12 protein-coding genes are annotated in these 15,837 nt (G+C 41.8%); 5 read left to right on the top strand and 7 right to left on the bottom strand.

Annotated features, from left to right (window positions below; translation table 11 throughout):
• Positions 1–46: 46 nt before the first annotated feature.
• On the bottom strand, positions 47–1,633 hold the full coding sequence (locus SKC35_RS06085) for a SusD/RagB family nutrient-binding outer membrane lipoprotein (protein WP_377978512.1): 1,587 nt from the start codon (positions 1,631–1,633) through the stop codon (positions 47–49).
• 29 nt (positions 1,634–1,662) lie between these two features.
• Positions 1,663–4,884, bottom strand: coding sequence for a SusC/RagA family TonB-linked outer membrane protein (locus tag SKC35_RS06090; protein WP_377978513.1), 3,222 nt, complete (start codon positions 4,882–4,884; stop codon positions 1,663–1,665).
• Positions 4,885–5,118: 234 nt separating this feature from the next.
• On the opposite strand from SKC35_RS06090, the gene SKC35_RS06095 reads away from it, so the two are divergent.
• Genes SKC35_RS06095 through SKC35_RS06105 form a run of 3 tightly spaced genes read left to right on the top strand, consistent with a single transcriptional unit; the run spans position 5,119 to position 8,013 of the window.
• Entirely contained in the window at positions 5,119–5,814 is a 696-nt protein-coding gene (locus tag SKC35_RS06095; RefSeq protein ID WP_377978514.1) for an HAD family hydrolase, read from the top strand.
• Positions 5,807–6,964 (top strand): TIGR03364 family FAD-dependent oxidoreductase, encoded by a 1,158-nt coding sequence (locus SKC35_RS06100; protein ID WP_377978515.1) that lies wholly within the window; start codon positions 5,807–5,809, stop codon positions 6,962–6,964. Before SKC35_RS06095 ends, SKC35_RS06100 begins: the two co-directional genes overlap by 8 nt.
• The gene (locus SKC35_RS06105; RefSeq protein ID WP_377978516.1) at positions 6,961–8,013 is read left to right on the top strand and encodes an alkaline phosphatase; all 1,053 of its coding nucleotides are present in this window, start codon (positions 6,961–6,963) and stop codon (positions 8,011–8,013) included. Before SKC35_RS06100 ends, SKC35_RS06105 begins: the two co-directional genes overlap by 4 nt.
• Here SKC35_RS06105 and SKC35_RS06110 read toward each other — a convergent pair.
• On the bottom strand, positions 8,004–8,420 hold the full coding sequence (locus SKC35_RS06110) for a GNAT family N-acetyltransferase (protein WP_377978517.1): 417 nt from the start codon (positions 8,418–8,420) through the stop codon (positions 8,004–8,006). The two genes, SKC35_RS06105 and SKC35_RS06110, sit on opposite strands and share 10 nt — an antisense overlap.
• A gap of 127 nt (positions 8,421–8,547) precedes the next feature.
• On the opposite strand from SKC35_RS06110, the gene SKC35_RS06115 reads away from it, so the two are divergent.
• Together SKC35_RS06115 and SKC35_RS06120 are read left to right on the top strand one after the other, a co-directional pair.
• A complete protein-coding gene (locus tag SKC35_RS06115) occupies positions 8,548–9,096 on the top strand; it encodes a phosphonate degradation HD-domain oxygenase (protein WP_377978518.1) in 549 nt (182 codons plus the stop codon).
• The gene (locus tag SKC35_RS06120; protein ID WP_377978519.1) at positions 9,093–10,355 is read left to right on the top strand and encodes a DUF5690 family protein; all 1,263 of its coding nucleotides are present in this window, start codon (positions 9,093–9,095) and stop codon (positions 10,353–10,355) included. The genes SKC35_RS06115 and SKC35_RS06120 overlap by 4 nt, the downstream gene beginning before the upstream one ends.
• On the opposite strand, the gene SKC35_RS06125 is transcribed toward SKC35_RS06120, so the two are convergent.
• The 4 genes from SKC35_RS06125 to SKC35_RS06140 form a co-directional block, all read right to left on the bottom strand.
• Complete coding sequence (locus SKC35_RS06125; protein ID WP_377978520.1) at positions 10,329–11,786, bottom strand: inorganic phosphate transporter; 1,458 nt, start codon at positions 11,784–11,786, stop codon at positions 10,329–10,331. The two genes, SKC35_RS06120 and SKC35_RS06125, sit on opposite strands and share 27 nt — an antisense overlap.
• 82 nt (positions 11,787–11,868) lie before the next feature.
• Entirely contained in the window at positions 11,869–12,933 is a 1,065-nt protein-coding gene (locus tag SKC35_RS06130; RefSeq protein WP_377978521.1) for a phosphoglyceromutase, read from the bottom strand.
• A gap of 486 nt (positions 12,934–13,419) precedes the next feature.
• Positions 13,420–13,962, bottom strand: a complete 543-nt coding sequence (locus SKC35_RS06135; RefSeq protein ID WP_377978522.1) for a hypothetical protein — start codon at positions 13,960–13,962, stop codon at positions 13,420–13,422.
• Positions 13,963–14,023: 61 nt separating this feature from the next.
• A complete protein-coding gene (locus SKC35_RS06140) occupies positions 14,024–15,814 on the bottom strand; it encodes an Ig-like domain repeat protein (RefSeq protein WP_377978523.1) in 1,791 nt (596 codons plus the stop codon).
• Positions 15,815–15,837 lie beyond the last annotated feature (23 nt).

Genomic DNA, 15,837 nt, shown 5'->3' on the forward strand with positions numbered 1-15,837 from the left:
AAAAGGAGGGACAATGTCCCTCCTTTTTTTGTACCAGAATCATCGACTATTTATTCAACCACATCACGTCGTTGATATCATCTTTACCAGCATATTGGCTAGTAATCGCTGCGGTGTAATTCGTTGCATTTGCCGTTCTCTCTGTTGTAGGGTATAACCAACGTAAAGCGATACGACCTGAGTTTCCGTTACCAGCACCTGTAGAGAATGCAGGGAAACCAGTTCTTCTCCAGTTGAAATACGCTTCCATACCTGAGTTCATAAAGAAGGCTGCATATTTTTGAGATACAATTTTCTCGATCGCATTTGTTGCATCATAAGCTACTGCAGATTGTGCATAATACGTATCGAAGTTAAAGTTCACCGTGAACTTAGTTAAGTCCGCAGCATCTTTTGTACCTGTCTTCGAATAGGTAAATGTATTCGCACCTTCTACGATACCGTAGAATGCGTGAGATGCCTTGATCCCTTTCTTGTACCAGTCTTCCGCAGAACCTGTAGCCCATCCGCGGGCATAACCTTCCGCGATGTTGAAACATAATTCAGGATATCCTACGATGAAGGTATTTTCTCCAGTGTAGTTTTGGTAATAGCGTGCACGGTTTTGGAAAGAATAGATACCAGGAGCATAACCAGCACCATTTGATAAACCTGCATTTTTAGACATATCATCTAACACATCACCTGAACCAGCACCACGGTAAGCCGTGTAATCTGAAGGCAATTTACCTGCTTTTAAATCTGAACCTGCTGGCTCACATGTAACCATAACGCGTGGATCTTGCACTTTCGTTAATAGGCCTACATACGTAGAAGCCATGTTTTGACGCGTAGCATCGAAACCAAAGTTATCCGGGTTAGATGGGTATTTGTTGAATGAGTTCCAAACAAACTGTAACGATTCACCATTCGCTCCTAACAAAGGATATTTCGTAGGGTTACCTACCATTTCAGCGAACTTCGTTTTTACCGATAAATCGGTATCTGTATCCTTTTTAGATAAAGTAATCAAGACACGTAAACGGTAAGCGTTCACTACTTTTTGCCATTTTTTCAAATCTCCAGCGAAATAGAAATCACCTGAAACCGTTTCTCCTCTTGCAATTACCGTTGTTAAATCCGCATTCGCTTCATCTAACCACTTCAAGATTTGAACGTAAATTACTTTTTGAGAATCATACGCCGGAGCGGTATTCGTGATTCCTTTCAAAGCTTCATTCATAGGTAAATCTCCCACACGCTTCGACATTTGATCGAAGAAATAGGCACGGAAGAATTTGCCTAAAGCAGAGTATCCGTTAACATCAGGCAAACCCAATTTTTTTGCTTCCTCTTCCATCTTTACTACGTTTTTCAAGGTAGTATATTGGTTAGGCATTTGGCCTAAATTATATTCATTATTTGCATAATAATTATAGTTAGAGCAATAAAACTGATTCCAACGTGCCTCCGCAGAGAATGGACGTCCATTGTCGTTCATTACGTTGTATTCTACAGCCTGCAACACTAAAGAGGCAGGAACTTGTACCGCGCGGTTAGAGTCTTTCTCTAACTGGTCGAACGTTTTCTCACAACTGCTTAATGCAAGTAACGAGAAGCTCAACATACCTAAGATTATATTTTTAACTTTCATTTTTTGAACTATTTATAGGAATGAAAATATTAGAATGTGAAGTTTAAGTTAACTCCGTAGCTTCTAACTGAAGGAGTTTGTGAACCTGAAGCTCCATCCGTAATGTATTGAGATAAGTCAACATCTTTCTTTTCAGCGAAGTACAACAAGTTGCGTCCTACGAAAGAAACGTTTGCGCCAGAAACTGCTTTACCAAACCATTTAGTAGGAAGCTTCACACCTACTACCACTTCTTTAACCATACCGAAAGAACGGCTGATTAAATTTCCTTCGTTTGTGTTGTAATAGCGACCTACATAATCTTGTACATACGTCTTAACCGTGTTAGGAGCAAACTGTAATTCAGAATAGTTCGTTACCTTACCATTTGCATCGTACTTGATGGCAACACCATTCGAAACAACCACACCTTGACCTACGAATGCTTTTACTCCTAAAGCATCTTGTGGACGAGCTTCAGCGAAGATACCTTGCGTAGTTCCGATGTGGCGACCACCACGGTAGGCTTGTTGTTGCGTGTAATCAATAATCACACCACCTACACGACCGTCTAATAAAACGCTTAAGCTTACATTCTTGTAGGTAAATTTGTTATTTAAACCAAACACAAAATCAGGATTAATATTTCCTAAGTATTGCGCTTGAGTTCCAGAAACTGTTACAGGAATACCACCTGATGTATTAATCATTTTCCCATCTGGTGTACGAACGAAAGCTGAACCGTATAATTTATCTGTACGATCTCCTACTTTTAAGAACGTATTTAAGCTATTGATACCTGGATAGATATCTGTTAACGTTTGCTCATACGTAGAGTAGTTTGCTAATACATCCCAGCTAAAATCCGCCGTTTGAATAGGAGAACCGGTTACAGAGATTTCATACCCTTTCTTCTGTGTTTTGATACCATTCACTAAAGCAGACGTATAACCTGAAGTAGAAGAGATAGGTAAAGAGAAGATCGAAGGACCATCATTCGAGATGAAATAAGCGGCATCAATCGCGATACGGTTTTTGAATAAACGTAAGTCCATACCGAATTCCGTCTGAGAAGTCTCTGAAGGATTCAAGTTCGGGTTGCTTAATTCGTTACCATAAGAAGCACCCGTTTGGTTATTATAATAGAAACCCGTCGTGTAAACCGTATTATTTTGGTAAGATGGCCCATCGTAAGGTGAGTTATAATTTTCGCCAGAATACGTCCCTGCACGGTTATCAATCGTAGACGATGTTAACCCATCTTTCACGTTTGCAAATGATCCACGGAATTTCAAGAACGAGATTGCTTCTGGTAAGTTCACATAATCAGATACGACAGTCACAGCACCGAATGATGGATAGAAGAACGAGTTTTTACCTGCTGGTAACGTAGATAATTTATCTACACGACCTGTAGCAAACACAGTTAAGTATTTCTTATAAGAGAAGTCAGCAGAATAATACGCTGAAAGAACATTCATGTCAGAACCAAAGTTAGCTACCTGAACTGGGTTAGAAGAGTTCGAGAAGTTGTATAAACCTGGAACGTTCAAGTAGTTCGTAGAAGCAAAGATTGACTTGTATTGGAATACACGTTGAGAGGCACCCGCGTTAATTTTTGTATTAAAGCCTGGTAACAAATCTTTGTCAAACGTTAACAACAATTCTGTGTTGTTCTCAAATAAAGAACGGCGATCTTCGCGGTAATCACCGCGACGCTCATCACGACCATAGGTACCAGCAGAGTAAGGGAATTTCTCTGTACGCACCATGTCCCAAGTTGTTACTTGTGTACGTGCTAATAAGTTCAAGTTTTCGTTAAACGTATAACGTAATGAAGCTTGACCTACGATATCTGTCTTGTAGTGTGAACGTAACCACTCGTATGACATAAAGTAAGGGTTATTGTAACGTTGGTATTCTGCATAGATTTGTTGAACACCTTCTTTACCTTTTTGCCAGTAGTTTTTCATATCGTCGATATTCCAGTCAGCACCTGCCCAATACACGATGTTATAGATGATCGAGTTAGGACCGTAGTTTACGTCAGGAATGTTAGGCGTATATTGACGGTTGTATTGTAAGTTCGACTCAAACTTTAATTTGTTCGAGAACTTATAATCAGCCGTAATGTTGAAGTTCGTCATATTCAATTGGGTATTAGGAACAATACCTTTTTGGTAAATATGAGAAGTTGAGAAACGCAAGTTGTATTTCTCACCAGTAGCCGATACCGAAACGTTATTCGTAGATAAAATACCTGTTTCTAAGAATCGCTTTAAGTTATCTTTACCACGAGCTACCCAAGGAGTACCTGAACGAACACCCGTAATAGGATCTACTGGAGAATCGTATTGTGGAATTAACTGTCCGTTAAAACGTGGACCCCAACCACCATCGTAGTCACCATCGTTCAAACCACCACCTTTACCATCACCGAAAGCATACGAACCGTGATCACCAGGACCATATTCGTCTTGTACTTCAGGAATTGCGTAGAAACCTGATTGCATTTGAGTAGAAGAGTTCACTTCTACAGAGAAACCGCGTTTGTCAGATGAACCACGTTTTGTAGTGATTAGGATCGCACCGTTCTTTCCGCGGAAACCATAAAGAGCAGAAGCGGAAGCTCCTTTTAATACCGAATATGTTTCGATATCATCTGCTGAGATATTCCATGTATCTGAGTTAATAGGTACACCATCTACTACATATAATACAGTAGAGCTACCACGTAAGGAGATATTAGGTTTACGTAATAATTCAGGTTGAGAACCGATCGTTAAACCAGCTACACGACCTGACAATGCGTTGATCGCATTGGGCTCACGTGCTTTGATGGTGCTAGCTCCGTCTACTGACTGGATAGCAACCCCGATTCTACGAATGTCTTTCTTAATACCTAAGGCAGTTACAACTACTTCTTGTAATTGTTTTTCGTCTTGAGCTAAAACGACATTTAATTCAGAAACATTTCCTACTGTCACCTCTTTAGAAGTGTAACCAATCATAGAAAATTGTAAAACTTCATTTCCAGATACTGAGATCGAATAAGCACCTTGTGCATCCGATAACGTACCTTTAGAACTACCCTTCACTCGGATAGTAACACCAGGAACACCCGATTTCTCCTCTGCAGAAGTAACCGTTCCTTTCAAACTACGCGATTGACCAAAAGCAGTCATACTTACCGTAGTAATCAGTGCAAAAACCAGCCAAATCAACGATTTTGGGCTCATTTTAGCAAAAAACATTTGTACATTGTTTTTCATATGAGTTTGTTTAATATTATTTGGTGCAAAAGTAGGTTGCGTTTTTAAAGGCTATGGTGCAGAAAAATTAAGAGATGATTAAGAAAAAGCCGGCAGTGTTAAGGGGCTGTTAAGCTTGAAATCAAAACAATAATTCTCCGCAGAAAATCTTCGAAAAATACCATATTATAAAGCATAATAATTTCATTATTTAGCCTTAACAGATCCGTAATCTAGGGTTTGTAATTTTCGAATATGAAAGAGATTAAACTAGTTGTTTTGGACATGGCGGGCACCACCGTGATGGATCAACATGAAGTGGAATATTGCTTTAAACAGGCTGCCATTAAAAACGAATTGCATTCCAGTGATGAGCGTATTTTAGCCTTACAAGGCTATGCTAAATTGTATGTTTTCACTTTGTTGTGGACGGAGCAATTAGGAAAAGGGGATCCGCGCATATCAGAACTAGCCGCGCAGTCATATGCGGATTTTAAAACCATTCTAGAAAACCACTACCGGAATCAACCCGTCCTTCCTACGGAAGGTTGCTTAGCCTTATTCGAGGCCTTGCATCAGAAGGGAATTAAAATTGCGCTTACCACCGGTTTTTACCGCGAGGTAGCGGATATTATTTTAGGTCGCCTTGGCTGGGTGGCTAACTTGGAATCCTCGACAAGCATTCATCTTTCGGTGACTCCGGACGAGGTGAAAGGCGAAGGAAGACCCTCTCCTGCGATGATTCAGTATGCGATGAAGTCGCTAGGTATTACCGATCTAGAAGAAGTAATTAATGTGGGGGATACCCCGGTGGATCTGCTTTTCGGCAAAAATGCGGGAGTTCGTTATGCTCTGGGCGTATGCAACGGCACCCATAGCCGCGAGCAATTAGCTGCACATTCTAACGATGGCCTACTCGAAAAAATTTCTGACCTCTTAGCATATGTATAAAAATAGAAAATACGATTTAGTCATTGTAGGTGGCGGAATCATCGGAACCTATTGTGCCTACCATGCCCTTCGAAGAGGAAAATCGGTCTTGTTATTAGAAAAGGATGCGCAGCCCTACGAGGCGAGCTTCCGTAATTTTGGCCAAGCCGTTCCTTCAGGTCAGGCGTTAGATTCCTGGTTCGATTACGGGAGAAAGTCCTTGAAAATCTACAAGGATCTTCAGGAAGAAGTGGATATTTCGGTCGTCAAAAACGGCTCATGGTACGTGGCCTCAGATGACCAAGAAATGACTTTGCTAGAGGAGATGGCGCAGCTTTTCAAAGACCGCGACTATACCTCTCGATTGTATACGGCCACTGAAACTTTGGAGATTAATCCTCATTTCAAAAAAGACTATGTCAAAGGCGGGCTATTTATCCCAGAGGAAGCCTCTTTGAATCCCCTTGTCATGGTGCACCGCGTTCGTGAATTCATGATTAAGCATTTAGGCTTACATTACCATAACCTATGTCCGGTGATTTCCGTGGAGAAAAAACGCGGAATCGCTATGTTGACAACGTCGAAAAAACAAACGTTTTGGGGGGATCAAGTGATCCTGGCGAATGGTAGAGACACGCAATTTTTATTACCAGAACACTACCCTAGCGCTGAGCTAAAAATCAGCAAATTGCAGATGATGCGCCTAGCGCCTCAGAAGAAAATACTCAAATCGAATATCCTGACAGGCTTAACGATTCGTCGCTACGATAGCTTCAAATCTTGCCCATCATTTTCAAAGATTTATACGTCTTCCGAGCAAAAACAATTACAGGCAAAAGGCATACACATCTTGTTTAAACAAGCAGATGATGGTTCAATCATTCTAGGGGATTCGCACGAATATGTGCCGGCAGGAGAACAAGCTAATTTTGGGTTTGAAGTCTCCTCTGAGATTAATGAGATGATGCTGGCGGAAGCGAAGCGAATCACATCGCTTGAAAACTGGACCGTTGATTCGACCTGGGCTGGTTTCTATTTACAAGGAACTCAGTCAGAGGTATTCACGAAAGTCGTGGATGACGTGATCCATATTATCAACGGAATTGGTGGCAAAGGAATGACCACATCGCCTGGTTTTACAGCTGAATACATTCAAAAATTATACTCATGAAAAAAATCATAGCTCTGTGCTTATTAAGTGCTAGTTTAATGGGCCAAAAAGCACCGAAAAATGTCATCTTTTTAATAGGTGACGGAATGGGTGTCAGCCAGATTTATGCTGGATTAACCGCTAATCGGGGACATCTAAATCTAGAACGCGTGAAGGTGATCGGCTTTCATAAAAACCAAGCGTCTGATAATTATGTGACGGATTCTGCTGCCGGTGCCACCGCTTTTGCCACGGGAAAACAAACCTATAATGGGGCTATTGGATTAGATTCTTTGAAAGTTCCCTCGACTACCTTGCTAGAAATGGCGGAACAAAAAGGCTTAGCCACCGGACTCGTCAGTACGTGTGATATCACAGACGCGACTCCCTCCTCTTTCATTGCGCATCAATTGAAACGCTCGATGCACGAAGAAATCGCATTGGATTTTATGAAAACGCCCGTCGATGTAGTAATAGGTGGAGGAAGAAAGTATTTTGAGAAACGAAAAGACGGCATGAATTTGTTAGATACCTTGCGCAAAAAAGGATACCAAGTTCAATCGACGTTGGATGTAGATGGTATCACAAAGGGCCCACTTGTCGCGCTGTACGCAGAAGAAAATCCGATCAAAGTAATGGAAGGTCGCGGCGATGCCTTATTGAAATCGACTAAAAAATCACTCGAGATTCTGCATCAAAATAAGAAAGGATTCTTCGTCATGATCGAAGGTTCCCAGATTGATTGGGGTGGCCACGCGAACGATACGGACTACATCATTACAGAGATGGTGGACTTCGATAAGAGTATCGGATATGCCCTAGATTTTGCGGCAAAGGACAAAGAAACCTTAGTAGTTATTACAGCCGATCACGAGACGGGGGGATTTGCGTTAATGGGTGGAAATATGAAAACAGGTGAGGTTAAAGGAGCCTTCACGACGAAAGGACATACGGGTCAAATGATTCCGGTATTTGCTTTTGGTCCTGGTGCGGGAGTCTTCGGAGGCATTTACAATAACTACGATATTTTTACCAAAATCAAGCTGGCCTTGAAACTAGGTCAAAAGTAAATCGTAAACTTTTCATGCGAATTCGCAAAGCCCACGGTTTGGTAAAATGCGTGGGCTTCTTTACGCCTTTTGTTAGAGGTAACTTCTAAAGACTTAGCTCCTAGCTGCGCTAATTCAGGCTTCAATGCAGCGATTAATTGACGACCCACTCCTCTCCCTTGGTGCGACGCGGTTACAATTAATTCTTGAATCTCAAAAACGAGGCCTTCGTGGTGTAAAAGGGATTGTCCTTTGCAGGAGATGAAACCGACGATTTCATCCTCACCATGGACGGCAACCTGCATAAGCGTTAAAGGAGTATGCAAGTATTCCGCATAAATACGATCGAAAATTTCTTGGTCAAATTCGCGATTTTCTAACTCCTCCAGCAAACGTTTTACGGATGCTGCATCGGATAGTTCTGCCATTCTTATCGTATAGTTTTCTTCCATATTATCGAATCGTTACCCCTGAGTAAAATCTACTTTAAATCACCTTTTAGGCCTTTTTTAGGCCTTTTATAAGCCCTAATTTAACATAAATAATTGAATAAGTATGCCTGCAGAAATCGTCCAAAAAATCATCACCTTATTCCACGAACAAGGAGATTCTGAATACGGTGGCGAACCCGTTACACAAGGGGAACACGCCTTACAAACGGCCCATTTAGCAAGGGCTGAAAGCGCCCCTGCGAGTTTAGTGGTTGCCGCGCTTTTGCATGATATAGGGCATCTTTTGCACGCCTTACCCGATGATGCGCCAGAGCATGGCATAGATGATTTGCATGAAGAATTAGGCCATCGTTTTTTGATCAAGTATTTCACGCAAGCTGTTTCAGAGCCGGTGCATTTGCACGTAGCTGCGAAACGCTATTTGTGTGCGGTGGAACCGGACTATTTTGCGCTATTAAGCGAGCCGTCGGTTATCAGCCTGCAATTACAAGGCGGACCGATGTCAGCGGAAGAATGCCAGGCTTTTGAGGCGAATCCCTATTACCGGGACGCGGTACAGTTGCGTCGCTGTGATGATATGGCCAAAGTCCCGAACCTACCTGTTCAGCCAATTGAATTTTACGCCTCGATGCTACGGGAACACTTGAAATGATCCAGACAGATGTAAAGAGCTGGAAATGGCATCCTGCCTGGTCCATGATCGCCGCTTTTGGTTGCTATTTCTGTGTCTATGGTTTCCGTAAACCATTCACAGCAGGCACCTATGAGGAACAATTTTTCATGGGAATCCACTGGAAATCCATCCTCATATCTTCTCAAATTGCGGGTTACATGCTCTCTAAATGGTGTGGCATCTTCTTCGTCTCTTCCATTACTTGGGAGAAGCGAGCGAAGGCGATAATCATTAGTATTTTAGTAGCAGAGTTAGCGTTATTGGGATTTGGGCTAGTGCCAAAGCCCTATAATTTGATCTTTTTACTACTGAATGGTCTCCCGCTCGGGATGATTTTCGGTTATATCCAAGGCTTTTTAGAGGGCAAAAAGAACACCGAATTATTTATCGCTGCCTTAGGAAGCAGTTTTATCTTAGCTGATGGAGTTTCTAAATCCGTAGGGGTTTCCTTATTGAATTGGGGCGTCGCTGAGAACTGGATGCCCTTCGCAGCTGGTTTACTATACGCGCTTCCTTTTCTGTTTTTTGTCTGGATGTTGACACAGATTCCGCGACCTACCGCGCAAGAAGTGGCCGATCGAGCAGAACGTCAACCTATGACGCAGAAAGACCGTATCCAGCTGGTAAAGCAACTTTGGCCGGGCATATTAACTATTTCTTTATTGTATTTGTTCGCGTCCCTATTACGTGGGATTCGATCTGATTTTGCACCCGAAATTTGGCATTATTTAGGGTATGATGGAGTGCCTTCGATATATTCCCAAACAGAGATCTGGGTCACTGTGGGAATTCTCGTGATTAACGGGAGTTTGGTCCTAATAAAGCGAAATTATTTGGCCTTTTTCATTAGCCTTAGCGCCATTGCAACCGGTTATTTATTACTGGTCATTGCCGGCTTGTGGGGTGTGCATTCGATGAACAGTTTTTGGCTGATTGTATTGACCGGATTTGGCATATACTTGCCCTATTTGACCATCACAACGTCCGTGTTTGAACGCATGATCGCGATCACTAGGCATAAAGCAAATATCGGTTTCTTGATGTATATCGTAGACTCGATTGGCTACTTAGGATACAATGTGTTATTAATTGCGGCAGGCTTTATTTTTCCAAACTGGAACCTGCCGCAACTCTTCTTCTCTTGGATCACGATCTTAGGATTTGCAGGACTTGCGCTATCTGCCGGATCGTGGGTCTATTTTAAGCAAAAATTATCCCGTAATCCAACGGAAGAATAAGAACAACAAAGCAGAAAGAATAATCGTCACCGGCAAGGTTAAAATCCAAGCCATCACGATATTTTTCACCGTTCCTCCTTGTAAATTTTTAATCCCGCGTTGCGCCACCATCGTTCCTGCAATACCAGAACTTAATACGTGAGTCGTACTCACTGGCCATTTATAAGCCGTCGCTAACCCGATGGTTAAGGAAGCAATTAATTCCGCCGAAGCACCTTGCGCATATGTCAAGTGATCTTTACCAATTTTCTCACCAATGGTTACGACGATACGTTTCCAACCAATCATCGTTCCAAGTCCAAGTGACAACGCTACCATCCACATCACCCAATTAGGCGCAAAATCTGTTACGCCTGCCATACCCGTACTAGACGAAGCTCCAAACGTAAAGAAAGGCGCCTTTGTTCCTGCCGTGGCCTTTTTCCAAGCAGATTTATCATTTTCAGAAAGGGCAACTGATTCACTTTCGATTAACTTCTTCGAGAATTTATTGATCGTTAAGGCAGCCTTACGAATCGCAAATTTTTGATCCGTCGAAAGTGTTGATGGATTTAAATCTTGTGCCGTAATCACGGACAATTCAACAGCTGATTTCTTCAATTGTGCTAAACCATCACGTTCTTTTTCAGACAAGGGGATCGTATCAATTTTAGCCGAAATCGTTTGAACCGTCGCTAAACTTGACTTCACCATTTGCATATCTAAAGTCGTATTGATGGCAAAATACCCTGGTAAGAAAGCAATCAAAATAACCATCACTAAGCCGATTCCTTTTTGGCCATCATTACGTCCATGAAAGAAGGAAACTAAGGTACATGTCGCGATTAAAATAGAACGAATCCACACCGGGGGAGGAGATTTTTTCTTCGGTTCTTTGAAGATTTCTTTATTCGTAACCGTCTTCTTCAAAACATACATTAATATAATCGCCAGAGCAAATCCAAACAACGGAGAAAGCAAAAGGGCCTGTCCAATTTCAATTACTTTATCCCAATTCAATGCAGATATACCTTTATTCGATTGCTCCGGCAACAAGGCGTGACCTAATCCAATTCCAATAATAGAACCAATTAAGGTATGAGAACTAGAAGCCGGAATACCAAAATACCAGGTACCCAGATTCCACAAAATCGCTGAAATCAATAGGGAAAGGGCCATAGCCATCGAATGATAGACATTCGTATCGACGAGCAGCTCAGTGGGGAGCAGCCCTATAATACTCATGGTTACCCCTACTCCTCCGGTTAATAATCCTAAAAAATTCATAAATCCAGACCAAACCACGGCTTGGGTAGGACGTAAAGAATGCGTATAAATGACGGTAGCCACTGCATTTGCCGTATCGTGAAAACCATTCACAAATTCGAAAGCACAAGCGGCTAACAGGCAGAAACACAAAAGGAAAAACAGTGTAGGATCTAATCCGAACATAAAATAATTTTTAGAGATAAAAATTCAATTTACTAAGGTAAGCTTGATTTCCAAAACCCATGTTAAGGAATTGTTAAATCCATTATTTTACTTCACTTTTAAACGACACACCTATAGCCTTCGCAGCCTTGTGAATCAACTCTTTCTGAAATACTTTCTCTGCTGATTTTACCTCTCCAAGAGCAGGAACATTTGCACCCACCATCGCATACCAAATCTGGTAGCAATCTTTCACTCTTTCCCCATGAGAAGTCCATTGCGTCTTGATGGCGTCCCCACGACCGTGATCCGTCGTAATCAACAAAGTCGTTTTGCCTTTGTAATCTGCATCCGAATTCACAAAATCCCAAATCTCCCCTACCCAAGCATCAAACTGGTGTGCCGCATCTAAGTAGTGATTATAGGCTCCTTCGTGCGCAAATTCATCCGTTTCTCCGTAGGAAATGTATAAGGCCTTAGGCTTGTTCTTTTTCAAATAATGCATCGCCTTGAAATGCGTAAATGCGTCCAAAGATTCCGCCATACCAAAAGGCTTGAATGACTCCTTCATCATCTTCGCCAGCAGCTGAGTCTCTGGATCTTTCTCTAATTCCGGATAGGAATCAAAGGCATTCACCACTGGAAAACCCGCTCTTTTCTCATTCAAAATACGATCAAAGGCATCCCAAGCACCGAAAGCGGCCACCTTGCCTTTGTAGGCTGGCAAAGCGTTCAAATACTCAAAAAAGTTGGTGTTCGGATTAGGCTTATAATCATTTGAATTAACCGCCGTATCTACTTGACCCGTTAAAATCTCGCTATATCCTGGATAAGAAAACCAATACGGATTTGCATTATCCACTTGACTTCCTTCTTTTCTATTTCCGTGCAGCTGACCCGCAGCAGCTAATTTACCCCAGAAAAAAGGCATTAATTTAGCCCGTCTTTCTGCCAAAGTAGGCGCATAATATTGCTGAATTAATCGAGCGGAGTCCCCGTGATGGAATCGCTTAATTTTGACGATGGAGGTATCGATTCCATTAAATACTTCTTGCCAGCGATAACCATCGGTGGTGATAACAATGACGCGCGCGTCTGACTCTTTCTGTGCAAAAGCCGAAAATGCAACGGCTACTAGGATAAATAGTAAAGTGTATAGTTTGTTCATATTCTTTGTTTAGAAAGCCAAAGCTAAGATATACAAATAATCAGAATATAAACGAGCTATAAACTTTCTGTTAATTATTCCCTTAATTGTTCAATGATCCCTGTTTTGCCCAAGCTTCAATCAAGGCTATCTCGCATTTTAGCAATGGGGCTCCTTTAGGCATATAGGGCTGATTCCCGCTTGGAGGAAAATACACTTGTCCATATAATTCGCCTGATTTCGAGGACTCGGAAATTTGTGTGTAATTCTCAATCACAATTCCTCCAAAATGATTCTTCGCATCATGACAAGACAAGCAATTATTCTTAATAATGGGATAGATATCTCGGGTATAAGAGACCGTGGATAAAGGAGACGTAGAACAAGTAGAGGGGGCTACGTTGCCTTCCTTATCTTGTAAACAACCCGATAGAAAAAAAACAAGAAATGCCAGAAGGAAACCTCCTGGCATTTTCTGTATTACACCAATATATTGTCTTTGAACCACTATAATTTGTGGGTGGGTACCCACCGGTTTATATTTTCATTGTATAGTAATGTTGAATCTGGCCATTGGATGTAATCTTTCATGACCAAGTACTCATTTAGCTTCCCGTTATTCTTTAATTCTCTAAAAAGGAAAGCGCCGCGCTCTAACACGTCTGCTTCTTTTAAGTGCGGTGTATTCACCACTTCTTTAAAATCGTACGGTTTTAAGCTGCCCGGTTTTAATTTAAATGTTCCCACGACACCGCGTTGGAAAACTTGTAGGTTTGCAACGGGTCTAGTAAGGAAATAGTACCACGTACTATCTTCTTTCATCTCTAGTTTCACTAGTTTATAAAAGGGTAAACGCATCCAGTAATAATTGTTGTATTTAGCTTGAAAACGCGTTATATCGTTTGCAAAGGGCGGGTTCTCCGCCACGAATGTCATAATATTGGTGGTAAGGGTATCTTGTTGCGCTTCATTAAAGTAGTAAGCGACTTCGTCTTTTTTATGGCAAGAGGCCAAAGATAACAGGGCAAAAAGGGCAATAATTTGTTTCATGGTGTTTGGTGTAAAAAATAAAAAAAAGGGAGCTGACCTGAGCCAGCTCCCTTGGATATCATTACTTAATATAAACGACTGCTTGAGGAGCAAATTCTGCCCAACCCGCTGTCCAGTCTGTAGATTTAAATGCACCCACGTAATCTGTTGCTTCGAAGAAAGCAGGAAGACCTGATTTCAAGTTTGCACCAATTAACGTTTCAGTTGTACCTGCCGTTAATGTGAACGTAGGACGACCTGCAGCCCATAACGTTGTAGATAAGCCCGTGTTTCCTGTCGTTGCTAAGATTTTGTTACCTGTTAAAGATAAGAACCAATCTTGAGGTACCGCAGTGCCAATCGTAAACGCCGTCAAACCTGTTGTTGTACCATTGTTCAATGATGTCATGTTGTCATAACCTGGAACCGGAACCCCTTTAGGAGCCACGTTAACAGACCAGCCTAAGCCAAAACCATTAGTTCCCCAGCCTTCAACACCTGCTAAAATCACGTTTCCTAAATCGATATCTCCTGCAGCAGCATTCGCTCTTGCAATACCGTTACGACCATCAATATAAACTCCGTATGGATAACCTGTAATTACCGTATTGTATAATTTTTGTTTCGTGCTACGACGTAATTGAGCACCATGTTGGAATAATGGGTCAATTGCAGTTCCTACAACACCTTTGGCTCCGATAATTGACATGTTAGCAAAAACAGCAGATGTAAATGGTGTATTTTGAGAACCTGCAGCATCATTATCTGACTCAAAACCATTTGAACCTGATTGATCTGCAATAGCTGATCCACGAATACCTACACCGAATTGTACATATCCTGAATAACCGTTATCTGTATCGAAATCATCATCTAATCCTTTGTAAGCGATTAAGTGTTTTGCGTTTACTGTTCCACCAAACCACTCAAATGAATCATCAAGACCATAAGAAGCTTGCACGTAATCAATCGTCGTACCTGAACCTACTGAACCCATTGTTAATGAGTTAACCTCTTGGTTCGGGTTGATCGGGATACCAGCGTATTCTAAACGTACATATTTTAACGTACCTGAGTTATCCGCTGCATCAGTACCTCCGTGGAATGCACCGTAACCACCTTCTAATTCACGAGAAGCTTGTGTGTTTGGTAAGTTGTTTGGCGCTTGACCACAAATAACTAAACCACCCCAGTCACCTGGTTCGCGTGTTCCTGGATCTCTCTCTGAAGTAAACACGATAGGTGCAGCAGCTGTACCAATCGCAGTAATTTTAGAACCACGTTGAACGATTAAAGCCCCTTTAGTAGCACGTTCTCCGATGATCACAGTACCTGGTTCGATCGTTAAATTTCCTACTTTAGTCACTGTACCGAAAGTAGCTTCTTCACCTACACGTACAAAACCTGATAATTTGTAGATTTTGTTTGCTGTCCAAGTTACGTTTCCTTCGATCACGCCCGTTACGGTAACGATTTGCTTAGGAGGAGTTGCAGTCACTGTAACAACCACTGGAACTAAAGCAGAAATTTGGCTTTTGTTATCCGTTGCTTGGATAGTGAAATTCACTTTCGAGCCAGCGGCTAAAGTTTCGATCGTGTAAGTAGAGGTATACGTATATGATTTCTCCCCAGCTAAAACTTTCGTTTCGAAAGCAGCACCATTTTTCAAAACAGTGATAGATTTCAAACCTGCAGGAGCAGAAATTGTAGCGCTAACTGTAACAGAAGCACCCGCGATACCAGACAATTCACCGCTAGACGTTACCGTAGGAAGCGGGAATACCTCTTCTTCTTTTTGGCAAGAAGAGAATGCAAGAGAAACGACTGACAAAATAGCCATTAACTTGATCAATTTGTTTGTAAAAAGTTTCATTGGATTGTAATTGATTGTTTAGT

Source organism: Aquirufa originis (assembly GCF_042714495.1).
In the GTDB taxonomy this organism is placed as follows: Bacteria; Bacteroidota; Bacteroidia; order Cytophagales; family Spirosomataceae; genus Aquirufa; species Aquirufa originis.

Bases quoted from the DNA above. Each gene is read 5' to 3' on its own strand.
- SKC35_RS06085 (WP_377978512.1), bottom strand. From the start codon at position 1,633: ATGAAAGTTAAAAATATAATCTTAGGTATGTTGAGCTTCTCGTTACTT.
- SKC35_RS06090 (WP_377978513.1), bottom strand. From the start codon at position 4,884: ATGAAAAACAATGTACAAATGTTTTTTGCTAAAATGAGCCCAAAATCG.
- SKC35_RS06095 (WP_377978514.1), top strand. From the start codon at position 5,119: ATGAAAGAGATTAAACTAGTTGTTTTGGACATGGCGGGCACCACCGTG.
- SKC35_RS06100 (WP_377978515.1), top strand. From the start codon at position 5,807: ATGTATAAAAATAGAAAATACGATTTAGTCATTGTAGGTGGCGGAATC.
- SKC35_RS06105 (WP_377978516.1), top strand. From the start codon at position 6,961: ATGAAAAAAATCATAGCTCTGTGCTTATTAAGTGCTAGTTTAATGGGC.
- SKC35_RS06110 (WP_377978517.1), bottom strand. From the start codon at position 8,420: ATGGCAGAACTATCCGATGCAGCATCCGTAAAACGTTTGCTGGAGGAG.
- SKC35_RS06115 (WP_377978518.1), top strand. From the start codon at position 8,548: ATGCCTGCAGAAATCGTCCAAAAAATCATCACCTTATTCCACGAACAA.
- SKC35_RS06120 (WP_377978519.1), top strand. From the start codon at position 9,093: ATGATCCAGACAGATGTAAAGAGCTGGAAATGGCATCCTGCCTGGTCC.
- SKC35_RS06125 (WP_377978520.1), bottom strand. From the start codon at position 11,786: ATGTTCGGATTAGATCCTACACTGTTTTTCCTTTTGTGTTTCTGCCTG.
- SKC35_RS06130 (WP_377978521.1), bottom strand. From the start codon at position 12,933: ATGAACAAACTATACACTTTACTATTTATCCTAGTAGCCGTTGCATTT.
- SKC35_RS06135 (WP_377978522.1), bottom strand. From the start codon at position 13,962: ATGAAACAAATTATTGCCCTTTTTGCCCTGTTATCTTTGGCCTCTTGC.
- SKC35_RS06140 (WP_377978523.1), bottom strand. From the start codon at position 15,814: ATGAAACTTTTTACAAACAAATTGATCAAGTTAATGGCTATTTTGTCA.